General features: G+C 64.5%; 25 protein-coding genes. 8 read left to right on the forward strand and 17 right to left on the reverse strand.

What is annotated here, in order from left to right; translation table 11 throughout:
• Positions 1–32 precede the first annotated feature (32 nt).
• From QOS90_RS13280 to QOS90_RS13340, 13 genes are all read right to left on the reverse strand, one after another.
• A complete protein-coding gene (locus tag QOS90_RS13280; protein WP_027593388.1) occupies positions 33–527 on the reverse strand; it encodes a RidA family protein in 495 nt (164 codons plus the stop codon).
• A 21-nt stretch (positions 528–548) separates the two neighbouring features.
• On the reverse strand, positions 549–2111 hold the full coding sequence (locus QOS90_RS13285; RefSeq protein ID WP_027593387.1) for a flavin monoamine oxidase family protein: 1563 nt from the start codon (positions 2109–2111) through the stop codon (positions 549–551).
• A gap of 167 nt (positions 2112–2278) precedes the next feature.
• Positions 2279–3379 (reverse strand): LLM class flavin-dependent oxidoreductase, encoded by a 1101-nt coding sequence (locus QOS90_RS13290; RefSeq protein WP_027593386.1) that lies wholly within the window; start codon positions 3377–3379, stop codon positions 2279–2281.
• 27 nt (positions 3380–3406) lie between these two features.
• Positions 3407–4741 (reverse strand): LLM class flavin-dependent oxidoreductase, encoded by a 1335-nt coding sequence (locus QOS90_RS13295; RefSeq protein WP_085272925.1) that lies wholly within the window; start codon positions 4739–4741, stop codon positions 3407–3409.
• A 281-nt stretch (positions 4742–5022) separates the two neighbouring features.
• A complete protein-coding gene (locus QOS90_RS13300) occupies positions 5023–6639 on the reverse strand; it encodes a dipeptide ABC transporter ATP-binding protein (protein ID WP_085272924.1) in 1617 nt (538 codons plus the stop codon).
• On the reverse strand, positions 6636–7526 hold the full coding sequence (locus tag QOS90_RS13305; RefSeq protein WP_085272923.1) for an ABC transporter permease: 891 nt from the start codon (positions 7524–7526) through the stop codon (positions 6636–6638). Before QOS90_RS13305 ends, QOS90_RS13300 begins: the two co-directional genes overlap by 4 nt.
• A 2-nt stretch (positions 7527–7528) precedes the next feature.
• A complete protein-coding gene (locus tag QOS90_RS13310) occupies positions 7529–8479 on the reverse strand; it encodes an ABC transporter permease (RefSeq protein ID WP_027593382.1) in 951 nt (316 codons plus the stop codon).
• A complete protein-coding gene (locus QOS90_RS13315) occupies positions 8476–10101 on the reverse strand; it encodes an ABC transporter substrate-binding protein (RefSeq protein WP_085272922.1) in 1626 nt (541 codons plus the stop codon). Before QOS90_RS13315 ends, QOS90_RS13310 begins: the two co-directional genes overlap by 4 nt.
• Before the next feature lie 145 nt (positions 10102–10246).
• The gene (locus tag QOS90_RS13320) at positions 10247–11041 is read right to left on the reverse strand and encodes a class II aldolase/adducin family protein (protein ID WP_027593380.1); all 795 of its coding nucleotides are present in this window, start codon (positions 11039–11041) and stop codon (positions 10247–10249) included.
• Between the two features lie 21 nt (positions 11042–11062).
• Positions 11063–12007: a D-isomer specific 2-hydroxyacid dehydrogenase family protein gene (locus QOS90_RS13325; RefSeq protein WP_085272921.1), complete on the reverse strand. Its 945-nt coding sequence runs from the start codon at positions 12005–12007 to the stop codon at positions 11063–11065.
• Positions 12004–13140 (reverse strand): acyl-CoA dehydrogenase family protein, encoded by a 1137-nt coding sequence (locus QOS90_RS13330; RefSeq protein WP_085272920.1) that lies wholly within the window; start codon positions 13138–13140, stop codon positions 12004–12006. The genes QOS90_RS13325 and QOS90_RS13330 overlap by 4 nt, the downstream gene beginning before the upstream one ends.
• 134 nt (positions 13141–13274) lie before the next feature.
• Positions 13275–14189 carry a LysR family transcriptional regulator gene (locus QOS90_RS13335; RefSeq protein ID WP_027593377.1) on the reverse strand — a complete coding sequence of 305 codons (915 nt, stop codon included), beginning with the start codon at positions 14187–14189 and terminating at the stop codon, positions 13275–13277.
• A 97-nt stretch (positions 14190–14286) separates the two neighbouring features.
• Entirely contained in the window at positions 14287–15333 is a 1047-nt protein-coding gene (locus tag QOS90_RS13340; RefSeq protein WP_027593376.1) for a LacI family DNA-binding transcriptional regulator, read from the reverse strand.
• Between the two features lie 260 nt (positions 15334–15593).
• Here QOS90_RS13340 and QOS90_RS13345 point away from each other — a divergent pair, with 260 nt between their 5' ends.
• From QOS90_RS13345 to QOS90_RS13360, 4 genes are all read left to right on the forward strand, one after another.
• Entirely contained in the window at positions 15594–17801 is a 2208-nt protein-coding gene (locus tag QOS90_RS13345) for a TonB-dependent receptor (RefSeq protein ID WP_085272919.1), read from the forward strand.
• 154 nt (positions 17802–17955) lie between these two features.
• The gene (locus QOS90_RS13350; RefSeq protein ID WP_085272918.1) at positions 17956–19290 is read left to right on the forward strand and encodes an LLM class flavin-dependent oxidoreductase; all 1335 of its coding nucleotides are present in this window, start codon (positions 17956–17958) and stop codon (positions 19288–19290) included.
• Positions 19287–20330 carry an L-glyceraldehyde 3-phosphate reductase gene (gene mgrA, locus QOS90_RS13355; protein ID WP_085272917.1) on the forward strand — a complete coding sequence of 348 codons (1044 nt, stop codon included), beginning with the start codon at positions 19287–19289 and terminating at the stop codon, positions 20328–20330. The genes QOS90_RS13350 and mgrA overlap by 4 nt, the downstream gene beginning before the upstream one ends.
• Before the next feature lie 3 nt (positions 20331–20333).
• On the forward strand, positions 20334–21263 hold the full coding sequence (locus QOS90_RS13360; protein ID WP_085272916.1) for an aliphatic sulfonate ABC transporter substrate-binding protein: 930 nt from the start codon (positions 20334–20336) through the stop codon (positions 21261–21263).
• Between the two features lie 149 nt (positions 21264–21412).
• Here QOS90_RS13360 and QOS90_RS13365 read toward each other — a convergent pair whose 3' ends face one another.
• Positions 21413–21892 carry a GNAT family N-acetyltransferase gene (locus tag QOS90_RS13365; RefSeq protein ID WP_027593371.1) on the reverse strand — a complete coding sequence of 160 codons (480 nt, stop codon included), beginning with the start codon at positions 21890–21892 and terminating at the stop codon, positions 21413–21415.
• A gap of 125 nt (positions 21893–22017) precedes the next feature.
• On the opposite strand from QOS90_RS13365, the gene QOS90_RS13370 reads away from it, so the two are divergent.
• The 4 genes from QOS90_RS13370 (at position 22018) to QOS90_RS13385 (ending at position 24981) form a co-directional block, all read left to right on the forward strand.
• On the forward strand, positions 22018–22647 hold the full coding sequence (locus QOS90_RS13370; RefSeq protein WP_172960357.1) for a LysE family translocator: 630 nt from the start codon (positions 22018–22020) through the stop codon (positions 22645–22647).
• Positions 22648–22668: 21 nt separating this feature from the next.
• Positions 22669–23541, forward strand: coding sequence for an alpha/beta fold hydrolase (locus QOS90_RS13375; protein ID WP_085272915.1), 873 nt, complete (start codon positions 22669–22671; stop codon positions 23539–23541).
• 101 nt (positions 23542–23642) lie between these two features.
• Positions 23643–24518 carry a pirin family protein gene (locus QOS90_RS13380; protein ID WP_027593368.1) on the forward strand — a complete coding sequence of 292 codons (876 nt, stop codon included), beginning with the start codon at positions 23643–23645 and terminating at the stop codon, positions 24516–24518.
• A gap of 202 nt (positions 24519–24720) precedes the next feature.
• On the forward strand, positions 24721–24981 hold the full coding sequence (locus QOS90_RS13385; protein WP_027593367.1) for a DUF1652 domain-containing protein: 261 nt from the start codon (positions 24721–24723) through the stop codon (positions 24979–24981).
• 20 nt (positions 24982–25001) lie between these two features.
• On the opposite strand, the gene QOS90_RS13390 is transcribed toward QOS90_RS13385, so the two are convergent.
• The 3 genes from QOS90_RS13390 to alkB form a co-directional block, all read right to left on the reverse strand.
• The gene (locus tag QOS90_RS13390; RefSeq protein ID WP_027593366.1) at positions 25002–25616 is read right to left on the reverse strand and encodes a Yip1 family protein; all 615 of its coding nucleotides are present in this window, start codon (positions 25614–25616) and stop codon (positions 25002–25004) included.
• Positions 25617–25701: 85 nt separating this feature from the next.
• On the reverse strand, positions 25702–25989 hold the full coding sequence (locus QOS90_RS13395; RefSeq protein WP_027593365.1) for a hypothetical protein: 288 nt from the start codon (positions 25987–25989) through the stop codon (positions 25702–25704).
• Positions 25990–26068: 79 nt separating this feature from the next.
• Entirely contained in the window at positions 26069–26713 is a 645-nt protein-coding gene (gene alkB / locus QOS90_RS13400) for a DNA oxidative demethylase AlkB (RefSeq protein ID WP_027593364.1), read from the reverse strand.
• Positions 26714–26888 lie beyond the last annotated feature (175 nt).

Raw genomic sequence — 26888 nt, forward strand, 5'->3', positions numbered from 1 at the left:
CACAAAATTCCTTAACTGACGGCATGGCGCACTCAGGGCGCCTTGGCCGCGATCGCTTCGATTTCCACCAGGGCACCAGGCAATGGCAGGGCCACGACCTGGATCGCGGTTCGGGTTGGTTTGCGCGGCTGTTCGGCAGTGGCGAAAAACTCGGTGTACGCCGCCTGCAGGCCATCGAAGTCAAGGTGGCCGCCTTTGTCGGGGTCGCCCACCAGAAACACCCGCAGTTGCACGATGTCGCCCAGGTCCAGCGCTTGGCTGCGCAGGGCCGTGCGTAGCTTGTTGAGTACCGAGCGTGTCTGGGTCTCGGTATTGCCGAAGGCGGCACTGCTGCCCTTGGTCGCGTTCGGGTCGGCGATGTCCGGCAGGGTGCCACTGACGAATGTCAGGTGGCTGCCAGCGGGCACGGTCACCAGTTGCGAGATGGGGAAGCTCGAGCCTGGCGGGTCGATGCGTTTGATGCCTTCGGCCTTGGCGTTGAGGGTCAGGGCCATGAGTACTCCGGCGAGCAGAAGAAGACGTGGCATGGTCTGGGTTCCTTGTGTGGTTCAGGCCGCAACGCCGTGAGAGGTTTGGCTGGCGTGATGGGCGATGAGGCCGACCACACGCCGCGCCGATTCGGCGGCGCTGTTCTGCCAGATGCCAACGCCGCCATGGGCCAGGGCATCACTGGCGAGCCAGGTGCGGCCTTGCGGTTGGTTGAGGATGTCGTAACCGGGCTGGGCGACTTCGTCGTGGACGATCCACGGGCTTTCGCTGAACGGGATCTTCGACCAGTTCACCGCCAGCGGGCGCCTGAGTTTGTGGCTGTGGCCAGGGTGCAGTGACTCGACTGCCTGGCGCGAGGAGGCGATCTGCGCCTGCAAGCCTTTGCCGGCGAACTGTTGCGCGACCTCGCCCGTGTTGTAGGTGGCGACCAGTACGCCCTGTTCGCTGTTAAGCCGGTCGCTGGGGTACCACAGGGTGCGAGCCTCGTGGTTGATGTAGGAGAGGCCGCCGTAAATCTGGAAGTCAGTCTCCCAGAAGCGCGGCGATTGCCAGGCCACCTTGTTGGCCTTGTCACCCTCGGCCAGGCCGATGGCCTTGCGGAAGTCGGCGCTGAAGTTGGTGTCCAGACGCGCGAGCAGCGGCAAGGGCAGGGTGACGATGGCGTAGTCGGCAGTTTCGACGTGTTGCCGGCCGTTCTTGCGGTCGCGCCAAACCACACGGCTGCCTTGCTCGCCGGTCTGCACGCTAAGTACTTCGGCGCCCAGTTGCACGCTGTCCTTGACCTTGCGATAGAACGCCTTGGGGATCTGGTCCATGCCACCGACCGGCTGGAACATGGTGGAAGAGAATTCGGGGATTTCGTCGAACACCAGGGGCAACAGCAGGTTGCTGTCCAACAGTTGGTCCAGGGGCAGCGGCTGGCGCTGTATGGGCGTCTGGTCGCCGGCACCGGCGAAGCGGGTGTAGCCCGAGCGTACCGAGCCCCGGTACTGCTGCTGGGGGTCCAGGTCGCCATAGACCTTCAGAAAGTCCAGCAGTGCCTTGCGCTGAGGGGCGCTGAGGTCCTGGTCGAGACTGTTGCGGCTGACACTGCGGGCCAGCAGCTCGCTGAAGTGGCCGCGGGTGTCGTTGACGGCCTGGCGCAACAGCAGCGGTGGTCGGTTGAGGTCTGGTTGGGCGAGTGCGTTGCGGCTGCTGTTGACCAGCACCTGCAGTTCGACGCCCAGTTCGCGGCAATAGCCGAGGATGGTCAGGTGGTGGCTGGGCAGGCGTGCAGCACCGGCGTTGAAGAACAGGCCCGTGTCGAATTCAACGGTTTGGCGGGAACCGTCGTTGTGCTCGATCGAGTCGCCATTACGCAGCGTCCATACCCGGCCACCGACGCGCTCGCGGGCCTCCAGGACTTTCACGTTGAAACCGGCCTTGCGCAGCTCATAGGCCGATACCAGGCCGGAAATACCGGCGCCGACAATGACCACGGTTTTGCCATTACCGCCGTTGGTGGCCAGTTGCAGGGGCTGGAAGGTGCTTGCGAGGGCGTTTTGCCCGAGCATACCCAGGGTTGCCGAATAGCCGCCGAGGGCGGCGAGGCGGGTGATCAGGTCTCTGCGGGACAATCCCATGTCACGGTCTCCGAAAGGGCGATTCGGATGTGTGCAGCAGGTCAGTCGGGCCCATGACGCAGCCCGACGGTTTGCACAAATCCATTTGTGGTGCATGTCTGAGGTGTTGCAGGGCCGGTGAGATCGGCGACGCTCGGTCTCACCGGCATTAGAGGCATCAAGGTGTACTAAGCCGTCCGCGCGCTACGCCCAGCCTCCCGCTGCGCCACCAAACCGCGAATCCGCGGAATCAGTTCCTGGCCATACTCCACCGCATCGCGCAACTGATCGAACCCGCGGAACAGGAAGGTGCTAACCCCCAGTTCGTAGTACGCCAGCGCGGCCTCAGCCACCTGGTCCGCCGTCCCTACCAGCGACGTCGAGTTGCCCGCACCGCCGCCCAACGCGGCAATCTCGGTCCACAGCCGGGTGTCATGCACCTTGCGCTGGCTGGCCAACTGCACCAGGCGCTCTGAGCCGGCGTTGCTCTTGCCGAAGTTCTTTTCGCGGCGGTTGCCCTGGCGGATGCCGATGCGCGTCTGGGCATCGGCCAGAATGCGCTCGGCACGGTCCCAGGCTTGCTCCTCGGTAGCCCCCAGGATCGGCCGCAGCGACAGGCTGAAGCGGATGTGCTTTTCACGCCCATAACGGGCTGCAGCCTTGCGCACCTTGGCAATACGCTCGCGCACCTGCTCCAGCGGTTCGCCCCACATCATGTACACATCGGCATGCTTGGCGGCCACTTCGACGGCTGCATCCGAAGCACCGGAGAAGTAGATGGGCAGCTGCTGCACGGGCTTGACCAGGGTCAGGTTGTCTTCGACCCGGTAGTGCGTGCCGTTATGGTCGAACGGTTCGGTGCGGGTCCAGGTATCGCGCAGCACCTGCAGGTACTCGTCGGTACGGGCATAGCGGGCGTCCTTGTCGAGGAAGTCGCCGTCGCGCTGCAGGTCGCCGCTGTCGCCGCCGGTGATGACGTTGATCGAGGCGCGACCACGGCTCAACTGGTCAAGGGTGGCGAACTGGCGAGCGGCGAAGGTCGGGGCCTGAAAGCCCGGGCGGTGTGCGACCAGCAGGCCGATGCGCTCGGTCAGTGCGGCGACGTAGCTGGCCAGGATCAGCGAGTCGGGTGCGCTGGTGTTGACCGCCAGCAGCGCCTTGTCGAAGCCGCCGTACTCCTGGGCTTGGGAAAATGCCTTGATGAAGTCAAGGTCGACCAGCGGGCCGCGTGGTGCCTGTGATTCGCTACCTTCCTGGGGGCCGATGAGGCCAATGAATTCGAGGCTCATGGAACAGAACTCCTTGTTGGGTTGGGCTCAGGCAACGGCCGGCTGGGTGCGGCGCTGGGTGTTGCGGTTTTCCGGCACGCTGAGGCCGAAGTTGTCACGCAGGGTGGTGCCGGTGTACGCGCTGCGCACCAGGCCACGGGCCTGCAGCAGCGGCACCACCTGCTCGGTGAAGGACTGCAGGCCGTCGGGGAGCAGCGCGTTGATGATGAAACCGTCGGCGGCGCCCTGTTCGAACCAGTGCTGCAGGGCATCGGCCACCTGTGCCGGGGTGCCGACGAAGTCGCGGCGGGGGCGCGAGAAGCGCAGCGCCAATTCGCGCAGGGTCAGGCCTTCGTCGCGGGCCAGTTGTTTGAGCTGGTCCGAGGTGCCCTTGTGGCTGTCGTTGCCTAAAGTGCCGAGGTCGGGGAAGGGCGCGTCCAGGTCATGCTGGCTGAAGTCGTAATCGTTGAACGGGCGGCCAAGGGCAACCAGTGCGTCCTCGATGCTCACCAGGTCCACGGCCTGCTGGTAGCGCTGCTCGACTTCCTCGGCGTCACGGCCAACGATAGGGCGGATGCCGGGCAGGATGAACAGCGCGTCGGGGTTGCGACCATGGCGTGAGGCGCGTTGCTTGAGGTCTTGGTAATAGGCATGGGCGTCGTCGAACGACTCGGGGCTGACGAAGAGGGCGTCGGCGTTCTGTGCCGCGAAATTGCGACCTTCTTCTGACACGCCCGCCTGGAAGATCAGTGGTTGGCCCTGCGGTGAACGTTGGATGTTCAGCGGGCCCTTGACCTTGAAGAACTCGCCCTGGTGGCCCAAGGTGTGCAGCTTGGCCGGGTCGAAGAATTGCCCGCTTTGTTTGTCACGGGTGAAGGCGTCGTCTTCCCACGAGTCCCACAGCCCCTTGACCACATCCACGTGCTCGCGAGCGATTCTGTAGCGCACAGCATGGGGCGGGTGTTCGGCCTTGCCGAAATTGTCGGCTGTACCGGAAAGCCACGAAGTGACCACGTTCCAGCCGGCACGCCCGCCGCTGATCAGGTCCAGCGAGGCGAACTGGCGCGCTACCTGGAACGGCTCGGTGTAGCTGACGGTGACCGTGGCCACCAGGCCGATGTGCTCGGTCACTGCAGCCAATGCCGAGAGGATGGTCAGCGGCTCGAAACGGTTGAGGTAGTGAGGGCTGGAGCGGGCGTGGATGTGCAGGCTGTCGGCGATGAAGGCGAAGTCGAACTTCGCTGCCTCGGCCAACTTCGCCTGCTGTTTGTAGAAACCAAAATTGACGCTGGCATCGGCAAGCGCCTGAGGGTGGCGCCATTCGCCCCAGCCGTGGCCGACGCCATGGATCATGGCGCCCAGGCGGATCTGTCGTTTGCTCATGGGAATACCTGTGGGTTGTGCTGCAAATGGAATCGATACCGCCATGCGTCACCGCGCGCGGGGGCGCCGGTGAAGCAGGGTGGGTGATAGGGACGGGTCATGCGTGCAAGGCTCCTGGCGAGGTCGTGATGGACGGCCTCCGCCAGGAATGGGGTCGGTCTGGAGTGACCTTAGCGGGTATGGGGTGAGGTTGTGAAAGGCTTTGTGGTTCTATGCTAATTATGTTTTTAGGGTATTTATTGATCTTATTTAAATGCAAATAAATAATATTGTGTCATGACTTATGCGGCGGCTTTGTGCCCAGGGATGGCCGCGATCAGTTCACGGGTATAGTCACTCGTTGGCCGATCGAACACCGCGTCTACCGTACCTTGCTCCACCACCTGCCCTTGGCGCAGCACCAGTACGTGGTCCGCCATGCTCGCCACCACTGCCAGGTCATGGGACACCAGCACATAGGCGATCCCCAATTCGCGTTGCAATTCATCCAGCAGCGCCAGGATCTGCGCCTGCACCGAGACATCCAGTGCACTGACCGGCTCGTCGAGCAACAGCAGATCGGGTTGCAGGGCCAATGCCCGGGCAATGGCCACGCGCTGGCGCTGGCCACCGGACAGCTCGCGGGGCAGGCGGTCCAGGTAGCTGACGGGCAGGTGCACGCGTTCGATCAGCTCACGGGCCGCCTGTTCCAGCGCGGGGCCTTTGAGCAGGCCGAACGACACCAGGGGCTCGACGATGCTGTCGAACACCGTGAAACGGGGGTCAAGGGCCGCGAACGGGTTTTGCTGGACCAACTGCATGCGCCGGCGCAAGGGCCGAAACGCACGCCAGCCAAGGCCGGTAACGTCCACTTGGTCGAACAGAATGCGGCCTTGGCTGGGCGCCTCCAGGCCGAGCGCGATGCGCAGGGCGGTGCTCTTGCCAGAGCCGGACTCGCCGACGATGGCCAAGGTCTGGCCTGGGTGCACCTGCAGGCTGAGGCCCTGCAGGGCGACGAAGCGGTTGTGCCGGCCCTTTGTCTTCGGCAACTCGAATGTCTTGCCGATACCCTCCAGGCTCAGGATCGGTTGCGTACCTGGCGTCAATGGCCGTGGTCGGCGGCGATGGCTAAAGGCGGGCGCTGCAGCAAGCAAGTCACGCGTGTAGGGGTGCTGTGGTGCCTGAACGACGAGGCGAGGCGGGCCTTGCTCGACCAGTTCACCCTGTTTCATCACCAGCAAGCGGTCGGCGCGGTCGGTGGCCACGCCCAGGTCATGGGTGATGATCAGCAGCGAGATGCCCCGTTCGGCCACCAGCCGTTGCAGGTGATCGAGGATCTTGCGTTGCACCGTCACGTCCAGCGCGCTGGTGGGTTCGTCAGCGATGATCAGGCGCGGGTTGCCGGCCAGGGCAATGGCGATCAGTACCCGTTGGCGCATGCCGCCCGACAGTTCGTGCGGGTATTGGCGGGCGCGCAGGGCCGGCTGGTCCAGGCCGACCTGGCCCAGCAGCGCCAGCACATCGGCGTCGAGGCTGCGGTAACGGCGGCCGTGGGCCAGGGCCAGTGCTTCGCCGATCTGCTGGCCAACGCGCAGTGTCGGGTTGAGGCTGACCATCGGGTCCTGGGGTACCAGGCCGAGGGTACGGCCGCGCAGGTGGCGCTTCTGCCGTTCGCTGGCGTGCGCCACGTCGATGCCATCGACCCACAGTTGGCCGCCATCGACGCGGGCAGTGCCCGGCAGCAAGCCAAGCAGCGCGTTGGCCAAGGTCGACTTGCCCGAACCGGACTCACCGACGATGGCCACGGTCTCGCCCTGGGCCATGGAGAACGACAGGTGTTTGACTGCCTGGGTGGTATGGCCGCCAGCGTGGTAGCTGACGCTGAGGTCGCGCACGGCGATCAGGGGGTGTTGGCTCATCGATGGTGCTCCTCGAAGGTACGGGCGAGATGGTTGAGGCTGAACACCACGGCGACCACGAACAGGCCCGGTAGCAGCGACACCCACGGGGCAGTGATGAGGAAGTGGCGGCCGTTGGCGATCAGCGTGCCCCATTCTGCTGCCGGGGGCGCCGCGCCAAAGCCGAGGAAGCTCAGGCCGGCGGTGGCCAGGATCGCGGCGCCGAAGTCCAACGTGGCAAGCACCGCGACCGGCCCCCAGGCGTTGGGCAGGATGTGCCGCAGCAAGGTGCGGCACCAACTGGCGCCCCCCAGGCGCGCGGCTTCGACATAGGGCAAGGTCTTGACCCGCAGCACCTCGGCGCGGGTGGTGCGGGCAAAGCCCGGGATGATGCCCACGCCGACGGCGATCGCCACAGGCACCGTACCGAAGCCGATGGCGGTGACAATCGCCAGAGCCAGCAGCAGACCAGGCAGGGCCAGCAGCACATCGATCACACGCATCAGCGCCGCGTCGACTCGCCCTCCGGCAAACCCCGCCAACACACCCAAACCAAGGCCACCGGCCAGGGCGATGCCCACCGCCAGCAGTGCTGCTTGCACCGACAGGCTGGCGCCGTATACCACGCGGGTATACAAGTCGCGGCCCAGTTCGTCGGTACCGAACCAGTGCGCGGCACCGGGCGCGGTCAGCTTGGCCGCAGGCGAGGTGGCATAGGGGTCGAAATGGGTCAGCCACTGCGGCACCACGGCGGCGGCCAGCGCATACAGCACCACCAGTAGCGCCAGGGCGAAACCGGGGCGCGATAACAAAGGCGCCACTGCCCGGCCCAAGCGCTGCACGCGGGTGCGGCGCTTCCAGGGCGTGGCGGGTGCGGCGGCGCGGAACGGGCGGGTATCGGTGGTCATGGTCAGGTCACCTTCGTGGCATGCGTGATGCGGGGGTCAAGGTAGGGGTAGAGCAGGTCGACGATCAGGTTGACCAGCACGAAGGCCGCTGCCGATACCGCGACGATCGCCAGCACCACCGGGATGTCCTGGCGCAACACCGCTTCCTGGGCCAGCCGACCGACACCGTTGCGCGAGAAGATGGTCTCGACCAGCACGGCGCCGGACACGGTATTGCCCACTTGCAGGCCCACCAGGGTAAGAATCGGCAGGGCCGCGTTGCGCAGCGCGTGCCGGGCCTGCACCTGGGCACGGCTCAGCCCCTTGGCGAACGCCGTGGCGATGTAGGGCTCGTGCCACACGCCTTGGAAACCGCGTTGCAGCACCTGGGCATAGACTGCGGCGCTGGGGATGGCCAGGGTCACGGCTGGCAGCACCAGGCTGGCGAAGCCTTGGCTGCCGGTGGCCGGGAACCAGCCCAGGCCGAAGGCGAAGACCTGAATCAGCAGCAGCCCCATCCAGAACACCGGCACTGAGAACCCCAGTGAAGGCACGCGCGACAGCGCCACCTTCAGCGGCCGCCATTGCAGGTACGCGGTAAGGTAGGCCAGGCCAATACCCGCCAGCAACGACAGCACGATGGCCAGGCCGGCCAGTGACAAGGTCTGCGGCAGGCGCTCGGCCAGCAGCTCGGTCACCGGCCTGTTCAGCGACAGCGAACGGCCCAGGTCGCCTTGCAGCGCGCGCCACAGCAAGTCGAAGTACTGCTCGAAAATCCCCTGGTCCAGCCCGTAGTAGGCGCGCGCCTTGGCCAGGTCTTCGGGTGACAGGCCGTCGGCCTCCATGCCCGAGGCGCTGAGCATGATCGCCAAGGTGTCCCCTGGCAGCAGGTAGAGGATGAAGTAGGTAATGGTGTAGGCCCCCCACAGCACCAGCAGCGCCTGGCCGATGCGCCCGATCAGGTAGCGGTTCATGGCTGGGCGACCTGGATATCGCTGAGGAACGCAAAGCCCTCGGCGGTCCAACGGAAGTCCTTGACCCTGGGCGCGGTGGCGGCCTGCCAGACACGCTCGTACAACGGGAACGCCGAGGCCTGGTCGATGAGCAGGTCCTGCAGTTGGCCGTAGGCCTGGGCACGCTGAGCGTCGTGGGTGGCGGTAATGCCATCGTCGAACAGCGCCTGGGCCTGGGTCAGGGTCTGGGGCTCGTAGGTATTGGTGGCGAGGGTGGCACTGTTGGCGGCGCGCGGGTCGAGGATGGTCTGGAGGATGATCGGGTCGGCGCGGGTCATGTAGGTGGAGGTGAGGTCGTAGTTACCCGAGGCATTGCCAGCGACCCATTCGGCGCGGGTCAGCACATTGAGCTTGAGGTCGATGCCCACCTTGCGCAGTTGGTCCTGGATCAGCACGTCGCCAGCGCTTTCGGCCGGCGTTAGGTTGTAGCGCAAGGTCAGGCGCTTGCCATCCTTGTGCCGATAGCCATCATCGCCCTTGCTCCAGCCGGCGGCGTCGAGCAAGCGCTCTGCGCCTTGTGGGTCGTAGGCGAGCTTGTCGGCCTGGGCCTTGAAATACGGGGTGGTGATGTCATAAACCCCGGACACCACCGGGAACTCGGCGTTGTAGACGGTGTGGGCGTAGCTGGTACGGTCGATGGCTTTCTGCAAGGCCAGGCGTACCTGGCGATCACCCAGCAGCCGGTCGTTGCGGGTGTTGGGGTAAAGGTTCAGCGCCGGGCCTGGCAGCGAGCGGCTCTGAATGGTCGCACCCTTGGCCTGGAACAGCTTCAGGTCGACTTCGGAGAAGGGGTTGCGCGGCCAGAGGATGTCGGCCTTGCCCTGCAGGAACAGGCCGTTGCGCACGCTTTCTTCGGGGATATAGCTGATGTCCACGGCATCCAGGTGGGCCGCGCCGGGGTTTTTCACGTTGGCCGAGGCCCAGGCGTAGTCAGGGCGTTTCACCAGGCGTGCGCCGACTTCCGGGGTGTAGTGCTCAAGTACGAATGGGCCAGTGCCGATGATCTTGCCCAGCGAACGCTCTTGGGCGCTGAGTGCGTAGGACGCGGGCGCCAGGATGGCCAGGTTGGTGGTCGAGGTGGCCTGCAGGAAACCGGCATTGGGGCGGGCAAGCACCAGGCGCACGGTGAAGTCGTCGACCACGTCGGCGTGGTCGTAGCCCGCGAGGTAGGTCGCGCCGAAGGTGGCGGGCAACTGCGTGGCGAAGGCTTTGTTGGTGTCAAAGGCCGTTTTCACGGCGTGGGCGTCGAAGCGCTCGCCGTTGCTGAAGCTGACGTCCTGGCGCAGGTGGAAGGTGTAGGTGAGGGCGTCATCGCTGACTTCCCAGCTTTTTGCCAGCCACGGGATGATGCGGCCGCTGTCCGGGTCCTGGTCGGTGAGGGACTCGGCGACATTGCGCAGCAGCACACGGTGTTCGAGCCAGTAGACCTGGAAGGGGTCGACGCTGACCAGGGTGGTGTTGTCGCCCCAGAAAGCGATGTTGAGGGTTTTGCTGGTGTCCTCGGTGGCGGGGGAGCAGCCGGCGAGGGCCAGCACCAGGGCGCAGGTGCTAAGCAAGTGGCGGGCACGGGGGAGTGGCGGCATGGGGCGTTCCTTCTGATGTAATTGGGTTGCCGGGGCTGGCCTCTTCGCGGGCAAGCCCGCTCCTACAGGTACTGCGGTGTACCTGATGGATGTGGGAGCGGGCTTGCCCGCGAAGAGGCCAGCCCAAGCAGCAGCGGTCTGCCAGTCAGTCCTGGTAGTCACGCCCCTCACGGTCCAATTGGCGGATCAGCGCATCCCAATGCCGCTGAATCCCTTCGCCAAGCCCGTCGGAAAACCGTTTGGACTGCTCGTGCACCTTGGCAATCGCCGCCGGTGCCGCATGCAGCAACTGGTCATTGCCGCCGGCCTGCGCCGCCACCTGGATGTTGCACGCCCGCTCCAGCCCATGCAGCTCGCGGAACGCATGCTCGACGCTGACCCCGCCGGTCAGCAGGCCGTGGTTGCGCAGGATCAGGATGTTGCTGTCACCCAGGTTGGCAACCAGGCGCTGTTGCTCGTCCAGGTCCAGGGCGACGCCTTCGTAGTCGTGGTAAACCACCCGGCTGTAGTAGGCCAGCGCGTGCTGGGAGATCGGTAGCAGGCCATCCCGCTGGGCCGACACGGCGGCGCCGTCGCGGGTGTGGGTGTGCAGCACCGCTTTGAGGTCGTGCCGCGCGCGGTGGATGGCGCTGTGGATGACGTAACCGGCCTGGTTGATGCCTAGCCCAAGTGGGTCGTCGATGATCGTGCCGTCGACATCCACCTTGACCAGGTTGGAGGCGGTGATTTCATCGAACAGCAAGCCAAAGGCGTTGATCAGGAAGTGCTCGTCTGGCCCGGGCACCCGCGCCGAAAAGTGCGTGTAGATGTGGTCGGTCCAGCGGAACAATGCCGCCAGGCGATAGGCGGCCGCCAGTTTGACCCGCACCTCCCATTCCTCGGCACTGACCCGCTGGCGAACGGTGTTTGTTTGTGGGGATACGACAGACAATGAACTCATGGTGTGCTCCAGAAGAGAAGGTCAGTAGCCACGCTGGATATCGACCAGGTTGCGCAGCGGCGCCTGCTCGCGATAGCGGGCGAAGTTGTCGAGGAAGGCGTCGAGCAGCGCGGGGTAGCCGTCCTCGGAAATCGCCGACGTGTGCGGCGACAGGAATACGCGGGGGTGGTGGTACAGCGGGTGGCCCGCCGGCAACGGTTCCGGGTCGGTGACATCGAGGCTGGCGCGGCCGATCAGCCCGCTGTCCAGTGCTTCGAGCAAGGCCTGCTGGTCCAGTAGGGCGCCGCGGGCGATGTTGATCAGGTGCAGGCCGGGCTTGGCCTGGGCCAGCACCTGGCGGTCGATCAGGCCACGTGTGGCTGGGGTCAGCGGTGCGGCGATGACCAGGTGATCGCTGCCTGCGAACAGGTGCTGCAGGCGCTCGACGCGCTCGACACCGGGCACTTCGGCAATCGGCTGCCCAGGGCGGTTCAGTGCCAGCACGCGCATGCCGAGCGCGGTGGCCTTGCGCGCCAGGCTCTGGCCAATGCTGCCGAAGCCGAAGATGCCCAACGTGCGGCCGCGCAACGGCGCCAAGGGCGTCAGGCGCCAGTCGGCGTCCTTCACCCACAGCCCCGGCAGTTGCTTGGCGGCGGCAAACACCAGGGCCAGGGCAAACTCTGCGACCTGCTCGGCGTTGGCGCCCTTGCCGCTGGTCACCGGCGGCCCTTGGAATACCCAGTCGGGGTAGAAGTCGATGCCCGACGACACCACCTGCACCCAGCGCAGCGACCAGGGCCAGCCTGGCGGCGGGGTATCTACGCGGTTACCGCGAATATTGATCGGGCGCACGATGAACACATCGGCAGGCACATCCACGTGCAACTGGCCGGGGGCGAGGTCGATGACTTCGTGGTCGGGCAGGTGTTCGCGCAGGTAGTGGTTGGCCTGAGGGTCAAGCTGGCTGGCAATGATCGAGTGGCTCATGCTGCCACCTCCGCCAGTGCGCTGCGCCCGACCTGGGCCAGCACCACATCGTCCTGGGGCGTGTGGATGCGGCTGCACAGCACGTCACGGTAGTGCCGCTCCAGCGGGTTGCGGCGGGACAGGCCAGGGTTGCCGGCAGCCTCGATGGCCAGCTCGACCGCCTGGATGGCGTTGCGGCTGACCAGGTGTTTGATCTGCCCGGCATGGCGCGGATCAATGTGCCCGGCGACCGCCGAGTCCAGCAGGCTGCGGTTGGCGAACAGCAGGGTATCGATGCGCCCGACCACGTCCTGGAAGCGCGGCAGGCTCGCCAGCGATGCACCCAGGTTGGAGGGTGCGCGGTTGTTGAGAAACTGCACCAGCCAATCACGCGCAGCCTGGGCGACGCCGTCGTAAAGGGCCGGCAGCAGCACCGACATCCACAGCAGGCCGGTGCCATCGAGTTCGGGCCGCGGCGCGCTGGCAGGGCTGACACTGACGGCGTGGTCCAGCGGGATCAGCACGTCGTCAAAGCGCACCTCGTGGCTGCAGGTGGCGCGCATGCCCAGGTGGTCCCAGTCTTCGACGATGCTGATGCCGGGCGTGTCTTTGTGCACCAGAAAACCACCGACCAGCGGGTCTTTATCGTCGCTGCGCGCCCACACCAGGTACCAGGTCAGGCCGTAGCTGCCGGTGGAGTAGATTTTGCGCCCAGACAGCCGCCAGCCTGCAGCGGTGCGCCGCGCCACGGTGGCCGGCAGGCCGCCACGGGCCGGCGTGCCCAGTTCGGGTTCGACACGAAAGGCGTTGATCAGCGCACCGTTGGCCACCGCGTCACGGGCAACCTGCAAGCGCAACTGCTCGGGCCAGCGGGCTTCGTCCTGCAGGCGAAAGTGCTGCAGGTACTGCATGACCAGGATCAGCGCCGTGGAGGGGTCGCCCTTGCCAACGGCAGCAACCACCTGGCGCGCAGTGGCCAGGTCGGCCCCGCCGCCACCCAAGGCGCGGGGCACGGTCAGGCTGAGCAGGCCATGGCGGTGAAGCAGGCTGAAGTTGTCGGCGGGGAACTGACCGCTGCGGTCATAGCGCTCGGCGTTGGCGGCAAGGGCCTGGGTCAGCTCGGCAAGAGCAGCGGTGGATGGGGGGTGACTCATGGAGTATTCATCCCTGGAACACGGTGGGTTTCTAAGACCGTATTCGTCTGGATGAGCGCTGTAAAAGTCTTTTTAGTTCTATGCTAATTATTTGTTTGTAGAATTTAAAAAAACTCTACTATGCAAATATTTTATTATGTGTGGTCTCCTGCTGTGGGCGCGGCCTGCAGCCTGTTCCCGGCAATCTCACCAAACAGCTCCACCGGCTCCTGCAGGTTGCCCAGGTACCGTGGATGGAACAGCCACAAGTCCACCTGCGGTTTGAAATCCGTCACGTTGACCACATCCAGTGCATCCCGATGGCGGCTGCTCTGCAGCAGCGGCTCGGGCACCAAACCCAGCCCTTGCCCGTTGGCGACCAGGCCCAGTTGCAGGTCGGTGCCAAAGGTTTCCAGGTTGATCGACAGGCTTAGCCCTTGTTCGCTCAAGGCCCGCTGCAGCCCTGCACGAAAACCGCAGCCGTCGGGGTTGAGCACCCAGCCGCGGGTGTAACAATCCTTTAGCTTGTAACTGCGCTTGCTGGCGCTGCCCTTGGCGGCCACCACGCGCAGTGGCATACGCGCGATGGAGCGGCTGGTGATGCCCTCAGGGAAGATTTTGCCAGGCGGGAACAGCGCGGCAGCGGCGTCGAGTTCGCCGTTTTCCATGCGTGCGATCAGGCTGCTGCCCCAACCACTGGTGACTTGGGTGCGCAACACCGGGTAGGTGTCGCGAATCTGCGCCAGGGCGTCCAGCAGCACGACGTCCCCCAGGGTTTGCGGCACGCCCAGGCGCAACGTGCCTGACGGGGCGCCGTCATTGGCGACCAATTCACGCAGTGAGTCGATCTCCCGCAGGATCGCCTTGCACTGCTCATACACGCGCAGGCCCATTGGCGTTGGCTTCAGCGGTTTGGTGTTGCGGTCGAGCAGGGTGGCGCCGAGGTCTTCCTCGAAGTTCTGCACGCGACGGGTGATGGCCGGCTGGGTCAGTTGCAGGGCCTCGGCGGCGAGGTTGGTCGACTGGCAACGGATGACCGCCACGAAGGCGTCCATGTCATCGATTTTCATATTCGGCGCTCACATATTGGGGCTGTGGGACATACCTTGGAAGAATAATCCTCATTGTGCGGATTGTCACAGCGCCCGATGCATCAGTGCCTTGCCGTCAGGCGCTTTCGCGGGCTACCAGTTCACAGGCGAGCAGGTTCAACCGTTGCACTTCACCCTCATGCGCGATGGCGCCCAGGTGTTGCAGGACGCGCAAGGCCGCCACCTCGCCAATCTCCCGCGAGGGCGGCCGCAACGTGGTCAGGCTGGGCAGCAGCATGTCGGCGAAGGGGTAGTCGCCAAAGCCGACGATCGCCACGTCATCCGGTAGCCGCAGCCCCGCACGTTGGCCAGCCAACACGGCGCCGGCAGCCAGGTTGTCATTGGCAAAGATGATCGCCTCGGGGTGTGGCGTGCGGCGGATCAGCGCCTCCATTGCCTGTTTGCCTGCCTCGAACGGCGCGCAATCGGCGGAGGGCACGAATACCCAGGGTTCAAGACCGGCCTCGGCCAAGGCCTCGATGTACCCGTCACGCCGCTCCAACGCGCTCAGGTCGCCGGCCGCGCTGTTCTGTACGAAGGCGATGCGTCGATGCCCTTTTTCCAGCAAGTAGCGGCACGCCTGCACGCCGACTTGGTGATGCAGAAAACCGACCTGCAACGGCGCCCGCTCGGGGCGGTAATCCCAGATCTCGACCACGGGCACGTCAGCTTCGGCCAGCATCTTTTCAGTCGCCGGGCTGTGGAAATGGCTGGTGACCACCAGCGCCGCCGGCGACCAGCCGAGGAACGCACGCACCGCACTCTCTTCCTGTTCTTCGCTGAAGTAGCTGGACGCCAGCAGCAACTGATAGCCATGGCGGCTTAGGGTGTCGCTGAAGGCCTGGATGGTCTGGGCAAAGATCGGCCCCGAGATGTTCGGGATCACCATGCCGACAATACGCCCGCGCGCCGAGGCGAGGCCCCCGGCGACCAGGTTGGGAACGTAGCCCAGCGCCTGCACAGCGGCCTCTATGCGCTCGCGCAGAGGCGGTGAAACCTGTTCAGGCTGGTTGAAGTAACGCGACACGCTGATCGCCGATACGTCTGCCGCGCGCGCCACGTCGGCCAGGGTGGCGCGGCCTGCACCACGGCGCTTTCGGGGGGAATCCTTGGCTTGGCTCACAGGGTCGCCTCATCGGGAAATGGCGCGATGGTAGCGCTAACGCAATGGCGCCTGGCAAATAGCTTTAATGCATATCAATCTGACTTTTAAGTATTTGACGTGCTAAGCAGCGGCCTCTGATACTTGTTCATGTTAGCGCTAACAAGCGCTGCTGTTGGCAAGCGCCTGCCACTCGCACGAGCGAGACCAGACAACCACAGCACCCTCCGTGTCGGCCCGTGAACGTGGGCCTGGTCTGGTCCCATAAGGCAGTGAGCAGCATGCAGACAACTCCGTTTCCTACAACACAACGCCGGCCGCTGGCAGCGGCCATTTTGGTGGCCGCGTTCGGCCAGGGCGCCCAGGCTGCCGAACCTGCCGAGAGCGCGCCGCAAGCGACGGCCCTCGGCGCGGTGACGGTCACGGCCACACGCCGTGAAGCCAGCCTGCAAGAAGTCCCGGTGGCGGTTTCAGTGATCGATGGCGAACAGCTCGAGCGTGACAACCGCAACAACGTGGCCAGCATCGTCCAGCAGGTGCCGACACTCAACTACCGGGCAGGCGCCTCGAACAAGGACACCTCGCTGTTCATCCGGGGGGTAGGCACCATTTCGACCTCCCCAGGCGTCGAGCCCACCGTGGCTACCGTGGTCGATGGCGTGGTGTTCGGGCGGCCGGGCCAATCTACCCTCGACCTGCTCGACCTGGAGCGCATCGAAGTGCTGCGTGGCCCGCAGGGCACGCTGTTCGGCAAGAACGCGTCGGCCGGCGTGCTGAACGTGGTCAGCAAGGCCATCCCCGAGCAAACCCGCGGCTACGTGGATTACTCGCACTTTGGCGGTGGCGATGAAAACCGCCTGCGCTTCGGCATTGGCGGGCGTCTCAGCGAACAGGTCAAGGGCTCGCTGAGCACCTTGTGGGGCGATTACGACGGCAATGTCGAAAACGTTGCCAATGGCCACGACGTCAATGGTTACCAGCGCAAAGGTGCCCGCGGCAAGCTGGAATTCGAACCCAACGAAGACCTGCGCCTGACCTTGATCGCTGACTACATGAAAGGTGAAGACACACTCCCCAGCGGTGTGATCACAAGCGCCAGCACAGCATTTGCCAACCAACTGCGCCCGGTCACGCCTAGCGCGCACAACCGCGATATCAACAGTGACTTCAAGACCCACGTCGAAGACGAGAACCAAGGCTTGTCGGCCCAGCTTGATTGGCAGCTGGGTGACTACACCCTGACCTCGATCAGCGCCTGGCGTGGCTGGGACAACACCCAGTACCAGGACGGCGACCGCCGTGCGTTGCTCCCCGTGACCGCGTCCCATGACAAGGGCACGGTGGACTACGACCAATACAGCCAGGAGTTTCGCCTGACCTCGCCCAAAGGGCAGTTCAACGAGTACGTGCTCGGCGCCTTCTACATGCACGGCACGTCCAACGAAACCTACCAGCGCCTGTCGGTCAACGGCGGCGTGGCCAACACGGGGCGGGCAGATTACTCAACGACCAACGACAGCGTTGCGCTGTTCGGTGAGAACACCTTCAACTTCACCGACGACTTGCGCGCCATCTTCGGCCTGCGCTGGACCCACGACGACCTGGAGTACGACCACCGCCGGGTCTCCAGCTCGGCCACCGCGGTCACCGGCATCCAGCCTTCGACCGCCAGTTCCGGCTCGGTGGACGAGGACGGTTGGAGCGGGCGCACCGGCCTGCAATACGACTTCAACGACAACCTCACCGGCTACGTCACCTATTCGCGTGGCTACAAAGGCCCGGCCTACAACGTGTTCTTCAACATGCAGCCGCGCGACACCGGCGCCCTCAAGCCGGAAACCTCCGACGCTTATGAAGTCGGCCTGAAGAGCACGGCGCTGGACAACCGGCTGACCGCCAACCTGGCGGTGTTCCACACCGACTACGACGACTACCAGGCCAACTTCTTCGACACGGTGGCCAATCAGGTGGTAACGCGCTTGGTCAACGCCGGCAAGGTCAAGACCCAGGGCGTGGAACTGGATGCCAGTTTCCAGGCGACGTCGCAGCTGAAGTTGAGTGCTGCCGTGGCCTACACCAAGGCCCGTGTCGACCACTTCAACTGCCCGGCAGGGGCCGCGGCCAACTGCAACATCGACGGTGGCCACCTGCCGTTTACCCCGGACTGGAAGACCTACGTGCGTGCCGACTACGTGATCCCGCTGGACAACGGCCTGGATGTCGAGCTTTCCAGCGACTACAGCTGGCAGGATTCGGTGCAGTTCAGCCTGGACCAGAACCCGGACACCGTGCAGGGCGCCTACGGCATCTGGAACGCCAGCATTGCCCTGGCCGACTACAACGACGGCTGGCGTGTGGCACTGCTGGGCAAAAACCTGGGTGACAAGTCGTATGCGCAGATGCTGGCCAGCGGTGGCGATTACATCTACCGCTCCGTACCACGCGACGACGGGCGCTACTTCGGCGTGCAGTTGCGCAAGGATTTTTGAGTCACTCGAATCCTGCGCATGACCTGTGTAGGAGCAGCCTTGTGCTGCGAAGAGGCCGGTACGGCATGTACAGAGGCTGTGGCGTTACAGGCCTCTTCGCAGCACAAGGCTGCTCCTACAAAAGCGCAGCGACAACCCCATCAAGGAGATCGACATGAGCCGTCAACTGAGCCTGGGCGCCTTCCTCATGGCCACCGGGCACCACGTGGCCGCCTGGCGCCACCCGGACGTACCGGCCGACCCCATGGACTTCAGCAGCTACCGCCGCGCCGCGCAGATCGCCGAAGCGGCCTGTTTCGACGCGTTGTTCGTTGCCGACAGCGTCGCCGCGCCCACCGACGCCCTGGCCAGCCACAGCGCACGCTCTACCTATTTCGAACCGCTTACCCTGTTGTCGGCGTTAAGTGCCGTTACCGAGCGCATCGGCCTGATCGCCACCGCCACCACCAGCTACAACGAGCCGTACCATGTAGCACGCAAGTTCGCCTCGCTCGATCACCTGTCCGGCGGCCGCGCTGGCTGGAACCTGGTCACCTCGGATGCGGCGGCCGAAGCGGGCAACTTCGGCCGCCAGGTGCATATCCCCCATGCCGAGCGTTACGCCAGAGCCCGGGAATTTCAGCAGGTGGTAGAGGGCCTGTGGGACAGCTGGGCTGACGACGCCTTCGTGCACGACAAGGCCGGTGGTCTGTTCCACCGTCCTGATGGAGTGCGTGCCCTGGATCACGAAGGCGAGCACTTTCGCGTCAAAGGCCCGCTGAACGTCGCCCGCTCGCCCCAGGGGCGGCCGGTGCTGGTTCAGGCGGGCTCCTCGGAAACCGGCCGCGAGCTGGCCGCGCACAGTGCCGAGGTGGTGTTTACCGCGCAACCGAGCCTGGCCCGCGCCCAGGCGTTCTACGCCGACCTCAAGGGCCGGCTGGCCGCTTACGGGCGGGGCGAGGATTCGCTGAAGATCATGCCTGGCGTGTTTGTGGTGGTTGGGCATAGCCAGGCTGAAGCCGAAGAGAAGTACCAGCAGTTTCAGGAACTGGTCGACCCGCGCGTCGGGGTTGGTTTGCTCGGGCGCATGCTCGGCAATTTCGACCTTTCCGGTTACCCGCTCGACGGCCCGCTGCCCGAACTGCCGCCCACCGAAGATGGCCAGCGCAGCCGCCAGCAACTGCTCACCGAACTTGCCGGCAACGAGCAATTGACACTCGCCCAGCTTGGCCGGCGCATCGCCGGCGGGCGAGGGCACTACAGCCTGGTCGGCACCCCGGCCCACATCGCCGATGAACTGCAGGCCTGGTTCGAGGGCCGTGCCGCCGATGGCTTCAATGTGCTGGTGCCGCACCTGCCCCTGGGGCTGGAGGATTTCGCCAACCTGGTCGTGCCCGAGCTGCAGCGCCGCGGGCTGTTCCGCCGCCAGTACCAAGGCCGCACCCTGCGTGAACACCTGGGGCTGCAGCGCCCTGCCAATCCCTTCTTTACCGAACGAGGTCAACCATGAGCTACGCCGCCCACCCCGAGCGCTACGCGCGCATGCCTTATCGCCGTGTCGGCCGCAGCGGCCTGGTGTTGCCGGCCCTGTCCCTGGGCCTGTGGCACAACTTTGGTGATGCGACGCCTATCGATACCCAACGCGCGTTGCTGCGCACCGCATTCGATGCGGGCATCAACCACTTCGACCTGGCCAACAACTACGGCCCGCCCTACGGCAGCGCCGAGACCAACTTCGGCCGGCTGCTGCGTGAAGACCTGCGCAGCTACCGCGACGAACTGATCATCTCGAGCAAGGCGGGCTGGGACATGTGGCCAGGGCCGTACGGGCAGGGCGGCAGTTCGCGCAAGTACCTGATCAGCAGCCTCGACCAGAGCCTGCAGCGCCTGGGCCTGGACTACGTCGACATCTTCTATTCGCACCGTTTCGATGCCGACACGCCGTTGGAAGAAACCGCCATTGCTCTGGCCGACATCGTGCGTCAGGGCAAGGCGCTGTATGTCGGCATTTCATCCTATTCGGCGGGCAAAACGGCCGAGATCGCGGCGCTGCTGACCGAACTGAAGGTGCCGCTGCTGATCCACCAGCCTTCGTACAACCTGTTCAACCGTTGGATCGAGCGTGACCTGCTGGCCACCACTGATGCGCTCGGGGCCGGGGTGATCGTGTTCACGGCGCTGGCCCAAGGCCTGCTCAGCGACAAGTACCTGAACGGCATTCCCGCCGATGCCCGCGTCAACCGCGCCGGCGGTGGCTCGTTGCTGCCCCAGCACCTGTCGCCAGACAACATTGCCCGCGCCCGCGCCCTCAATGAAATCGCCCGGGGTCGAGGCCAGAGCTTGGCGCAACTGGCCCTGGCGTGGACCTTGCGCGACCCGCGCGTGAGTTCGGCACTGATTGGTGCAAGCCGGCCCGAGCAAATCATCGAGAACGTGGCCGCACTCGATAACCTGGCGTTCAGCCCCGAGGAGTTGGCGGCCATCGACCAATACGCCGTGGAAGGCGGAATCAACCTCTGGGAAAAACCCTCGACCGACTGGAAGGAATGACCCATGCGTGTGCTACGCCTTGCCGTCCTGTTACTGCTGAGCTTGGCCGGTGCTGCCCAGGCGGCAGACCCTGCGACGTTGCGCATTGGCTATCAGAAGGGCTCGATCAGCCTGGTCCTGGCCAAGCAGCATCGCCTTCTGGAGCAGCGCTTCACCCACACCCAGGTTGAGTGGATCGAGTTTCCGGCCGGCCCGCAAATGCTAGAAGCCTTGAACATTGGCAGCCTCGACATCGGTTCGACCGGTGATATTCCGCCGATCTTCGCCCAAGCAGCCGGTGCCGACCTGCTGTACATCGGTGCTGAACCGCCCAAGCCGCAGGCTGAGGTGATTCTGGTACCGAAAGACAGCCCGGTGGCCAGCGTTGGCGACCTCAAGGGCAAACGGATTGCCCTGCAGAAAGGCTCGAGTGCGCACAACCTGTTGCTGCGCAGCCTGGCCAAGGCCGGGTTGAGCATCCGCGATGTGCAGCCGGTGTACCTGGCACCTGCCGATGCGCGTGCGGCGTTCGAGCGCGGCAGCGTGGACGCCTGGGCGATCTGGGACCCGTTCTATTCGGCCATCGACCTGGAGGGCAAGGCGCGGCTGTTGGCCGATGGCCAAGGGCTGGGCTTGATCGGGCCTTTCATGCTGGGGGCGCGTGAGTACGTCGAGGCCAACGGGGCGTTTGTCGGTCAGCTACTCGATGTGATCAGCCAGGCCGAGGCGCTCACGCGCAGTGATGAAGCGGGGAGCATCCAGTTGCTTGCACAGTTCATGGGCTTGCCGGAGGCGGTGGTGCGGCGCAGCTTCAGCCATCGGCCGGCGTCGCCGGTGATACCGGTGAGCGATGAGATCGTGGCAGCGCAGCAGCGCACGGCGGAGCTGTTTTTCCAGAACAAGGTGCTGCCCAAGCGGGTGGATATTGCCGGGGCGGTGTGGCGACGGAACTGAGCCAAACACAACGTTCGGCTTTCATTGCCCTGGTAGGAGCAGCCTTGTGCTGCGAAGAGGCCGGTGTTGCCACACTATTTCTATGAGCCTTACCGGCCTCTTCGCAGCACAAGGCTGCTCCTACAGGGGGAATTCGGCGGTATTTGGGGTCAACCTTGGGCAAACGCCAACAACTTCTCGCCATCCAGCCGATATTTAACCCACTCAGCCTGCGCTTCGGCCCCCAGCGACTGGTAGAACCCGATCGCGGGTTCGTTCCAGTCCAGCACACTCCATTCCAGGCGCCCACAGCCGTTCTCCACGGCCTCGCGGGCAATGTGCCGCAGCAATGTGCGCCCGGCACCATCGCCGCGCTGCTCGGGCGTGACGTACAAGTCTTCCAGATAAATCCCGTTACGCCCCAGCCACGTCGAATAACTGTAGAAATACACGGCAAAACCGATCGCCTGGCCATCCCGCTCGCAGATCAGGCTGTGCACTGTACTGCCCTCGTCGAACAGGCTGCGCTCGATATCGGCAACCGAGGCGATCACCTCGTGGCGCGCACGTTCGTAGTCGGCAAGCTCGGTGATGAAGGCAAGAATCTGCGCGGCGTCGGTACGCACCGCGGGGCGGATAGTGAGGCTCATGGGGCGGGCTTCCTTGAACGGGATGAGATCAGTACAGTATTTGTATCTATTTAATTTAGCAAAACTGTACCGGTCGCAAGGCAGGGCGACTCCGTTAGTGTGACAGCACCAATAATGATTGTGGAATGCCTGCCATGCTTGCCTCTGCCGACCTGCTTACAGCGTTCGTGCTGTTTGCCTTCGTATCCTCCATCACCCCGGGGCCGAACAACACCATGCTGCTGGCCTCGGGTGTGAACTTCGGCGTGCGTCGCTCGATCCCGCACGCCATGGGCATCAGCCTTGGCTTCATGGTCATGGTGCTGGCCGTCGGTTTGGGCCTGGGCGAGGTGTTCAAGGCCTGGCCGCCGTTGTACACCGTGCTGCGTTACACCGGCGCGGCCTACTTGCTGTACCTGGCATGGAAAATCGCGACCTCGGGGCCAATCGGCACGGATTCGGCCAAGGCCCGCAAGCCGCTGGGGTTCTGGGGCGCCGCCGCGTTCCAGTGGGTCAACCCCAAGGCCTGGGTGATGGCGGTGGGGGCCATCACTACCTATACACCGGCCCAGGGCTACGTGATGAACGTGGTCGTCATCGCCGCGCTGTTTGCCCTGGTCAACCTGCCCAGCGTCGGGGTCTGGGTCATGTTTGGCAGCGCTTTGCGCAACCTGTTGCAGAACCCGCGCTGGCTGATGCTGTTCAATGTCCTGATGGCCTTGCTGCTGGTGATTTCACTCTACCCGCTGCTGTTTGTAGAATCGGCGTTTTCATAGACCGATGAGTACAGCAAGCCGATGCAGTTGATCCCCTGGTCACACCTATGCCCCGAAGGCTTCACCTTGCGCGGGTGGCGCACACCCGCCAGTGGCAAGCCTTTGCTGCATTTTCTGCACGGCAACGGCTTCTGCTGCCTGGCGTACCAGCCGTTGCTGATACGCCTGGGCGAGCATTTCGACCTGTGGCTGTGCGATGTGCAAGGCCACGGCGACAGCGACCATGGCGGCGTGTTTCGCGGGTGGAACCGCACCGCTGAATTGGCGGTGGAGGCGTTCGAAAGCGGGCGTGGCGAGTATGGCGAGGTGCCGCGCTTTGCCCTCGGGCACAGCTTTGGTGGCGTGCTCACGGGGCTGATCCTGGCCAGCGCACCCACGCTGTTCGAGCGCGCCGTATTGCTTGACCCGGTGCTGTTCAGCCGCCGTATGATCGGTGTGATGGGCGCGGCTGCGCTGGTCGGCCTGCATCAGCGCCATGCCTTGGCGCGCAAGGCGGCCAACCGCCGCAGCCATTGGCCTGATCGTGAGGCGGCACTGGCCTCGCTGCAGGGGCGCGGCATTTTCAAAGGCTGGACCGATGCAGCAATGCTGGCCTATGTGGAGCATGCCATTGGCGATTGTGGCGAGGCGGTAGTGCTCAAGTGCCGGCCCAGTCGCGAGGTGGAAATTTTCAGTTCGTTCCCCAAGCGCATGTGGGCAAACCTGGCCGCGATCCACACACCGACGCGGGTGCTGTATGGCGAACAGACCTATCCCTTCGTGCCGCATTCGGTCAAACGCCTGGCGGCGCTGAACCCCAACGTGAGCGCGCGGCAGGTCGCCGGTGGGCACTGCTTCATGCAGGAGGACCCGGCCATGGCCGCCGAGCAGGTGTTGGCCTTCCTGCACCCGTGACGTTGTCGTTCCATAGGTGAGACGATGCATGCCATTTAAGCTGCCTACCGGCTTATTGGCATCATTGGTAAGGTGATCCCAGCCAAGAGAGGAGACTTCTCATGAAAAAGATTCTGGGTATTCACCGCAGCCCCCACGCCCACTGGGTAGGCGATGGCTTCCCGGTGCGCAGCCTGTTCACCTACGACGACCTGGCCCGCCAGATCAGCCCGTTCTTGCTGCTGGACTACGCCGGCCCGCACGACTTCACCCCTACACGTGACCGACGCGGGGTCGGACAGCACCCGCACCGTGGTTTCGAAACGGTGACCATCGTCTATCAAGGCGAGCTCGAACACCGCGATTCCACGGGGGCCGGTGGCTTGATCGGCCCCGGCGACGTGCAATGGATGACGGCGGCCAATGGCATTGTCCATGAAGAATTCCATTCGCCGGCATTCGCCCGCACGGGTGGCACACTCGAAATGGTCCAGCTTTGGGTCAACCTGCCCGCACGTGACAAGCGCGCCGCGGCGGGTTACCAGACGTTGCTTGCCACGGATATCCCGGTGGTAGCGCTGGATGACCAGCGTGGCAGCCTGCGGGTGATCGCGGGTGAATTCCAAGGCCACCAAGGCCCTGCGCGGACCTTCACCGCGATGGATGTCTGGGATTTGCGCCTGAATGCTCAAGCGACCTTGCAACTGCCCGTAGCCGCAGGGCGCAACGCCGCCTTGGTGGTGCTGCGCGGGACTGTGCGGGTCAACGGTGAACGGGAAGCCGGGCCAGCCAGCCTGGTACTGCTTGAGCGTGGTGGTGAGGACATTGTGCTCGAGGCGCTGGAAGGCGCCAGTGTGCTGCTGCTCAGCGGTGAGCCGATCGATGAGCCGATCGTTGGCTATGGCCCATTCGTGATGAACAGCCAGGCAGAAATCGCTGAGTCGTTCGACGACTTCCATGCCGGCCGGTTCGGGCAGATGCAGGCCGAGGGCAGCTGAGACCGCTCGTCGTCAACTCTGTGCAGCCGATCGAACAGTCCTGGCTGGCCTGCGATCTTCCACTAAGGTGCTAGATGATCCCGCGCACCATCATTGCTCCGGCGCATGGACGGCCGCCTGAGCATGCGCAATATCAATTGGCACCATGCCTGGCAAAGGCGTACCTAAACAACAGGCCATCCAGTACAGAGAGGGTCGTACAATGTCGTTGATAGGCGTTTCAATGCTAGAGATGCGGCAGATGATCGAGCAAGCCTGCCTGCCTGATCGCTGCGAGGTCAGTTGCGCGGATGGCGCCCACCTGACCATCCGCCTGGGCCAGGGGCAGCGCCTCGAAGCGGGCGTTACACTGACAGGCGTTGCGCTGCAGGACCTCAACAGTTGCCGCGACGTGGTGAACCTGGTTTCGCAGCTGCATGCGCTGCGTGACAAGCCGACCACGCCAATAAGGGCGATTGCCTGAGCCTGCACCTTGTGTCCCGGTCAGCCGAGGCTGGCCGGGCGCACATATTCCGGCATCAGGCCGTTGAACCAGAACAGGATCATCGACACCAGGATGGTTACCAGCACCAACAGCCCAACCCCCCACACACAGGCGGCGAACAGCATGGCCTGCTCCTTGCGTAACCGCAGAAACGTCTGCAGCCCGCCAAACAGCAGCACGCTGGCATAAGCCGAAGCAGCCAATAGCGCAGTCAGGGCCAGCCAGCGAATCGGCAGCAACCCAACCACCCCCGCGAAAAACCACGGCGTGGCGCAGTAAGCGGCAAAGCCGATGCATTGCTGCAGGCTGGGTTGCGCATCGAAGCCGCGTGACATCCAGCGAATCATCACGCCCATGATCATGACCCCGACCACTGTGGCTGCGTACAGCAGGCCTGCCAACTGCGCCGCGCTGCCAATGCTCAGGCGCACGCGTTCTTCGGCGGCCAGGCTCCAGCCGAACGTGGTGGTGCCGACAAACAGGCAAATGGCAGGGATCAGCGCCAGGGCTAGCAGCCGAGGCAGGTATTGCTGCGGATGGTCCTCTTCGGCGCGGCGTATCTCCATCCAGGCATCGGACGGGCGGGTGAAGAGCTTGAGCAGTGGACTGTTCATGACGGTCTCCAGAAGGCGTGGGCTCTTTTCTATGGAGACGCGCCGTTGCGGGCAGGTTCAGCGCATTTGATCGCCGTTGATCACCTTATTGCAGCTCCAGCAAGAGGTTCAGCCCGCCATCGCCACATTTGCCCTGGTCACGCACCACCCCGCGGTAGGTGCGGCCATCCCAGACGAACGCCACGCTGTGGGCGCGATCGACCTTGTCGGGCAGCGGCGGGCAGATGTGCAAGCGCAGGGCAGGGCGGCCCTGCAGGTTGAGGGCGGCGAGTTGGCATTGGCATTCCACGCTCTGGGCGACCGGGCCGAACAACGTATCGCGTACGTAATCCAGCTGCACAAAGGTATTGGGTGCGCGGCCGGGCATTTTCATGGGCATGGGCTCCTTGTGAACGCTGACGCGGCTCCTCTTTAGAAGCCTTTCAGGCCCGGATGTTCAAGTTTTTACCTGATCAGCCCGCTTTGCGCAGGGTCAGGTTGATCCGCCGCTCGCCCATGCGCGGATGCACGCCGGGTTTGATGGGCAGCACACCATGAAAGCGCAAGCGATCCTCACCGCCCCACACCAGCACATCGCCATGGCTCAACGGCACACGCTGGGTCTTGTCCGAGCGCTGCAGCCCGCCCAGCAGGAACACTGCCGGCAAGCCCAGTGAAATCGACACGATCGGCTGGCTGAAGTCCTGCTCGTTACGGTCCTGGTGCAAGCTCAAACGGGTGCCTGGCAAGTAGTGGTTGACTAGGCAAGCGTCGGGCACGAAGTCGTCGAAACCGGCGACGGCCGCAGCGCGGTTTGCCAAGCCGAGCAGCACTGGCGGTAGCGCAGGCCAGGGTTGGCCACTCTGCGGGTCGGTCAGGGTGTAGCGGTAGCCGTGCTCGTCACTGACCCAGCCCAGTGCCCCGCAATTGGTCAGTGCGACAGCCATGTGCAGGCCACCAGGCGTGTGCATGTGCCGGAACGGCGCGGCGCGCAGCACCGGGCGCAAAGCGTCTAGCAAGGCCTCGAGCTCGGCCAGGGCGAAGCCGGGCAGCAGCACGGTGTGGCTGGCCAGGCGTTGCGGTTGGGGGCCGAACAGGTCGAGGTCGGACTGGATCATGGAAGCAGCACCAGGCTTACGGTGTTCCATTCTACCCCGGCTCATGCGCTCCCCGTGTAGGAGCAGCCTTGTGCTGCGAAGAGGCCGGTGATAGCAGCGCAAATTTACTGTGTTTTCACCGGCCTCTTCGCAGCACAAGGCTGCTCCTACAAAGGGCGGTGAGGTAGCAGGGAAA

The organism is Pseudomonas sp. LAIL14HWK12:I10, from assembly GCF_900184205.1.
GTDB classification, from domain to species: Bacteria; Pseudomonadota; Gammaproteobacteria; order Pseudomonadales; family Pseudomonadaceae; genus Aquipseudomonas; species Aquipseudomonas kermanshahensis.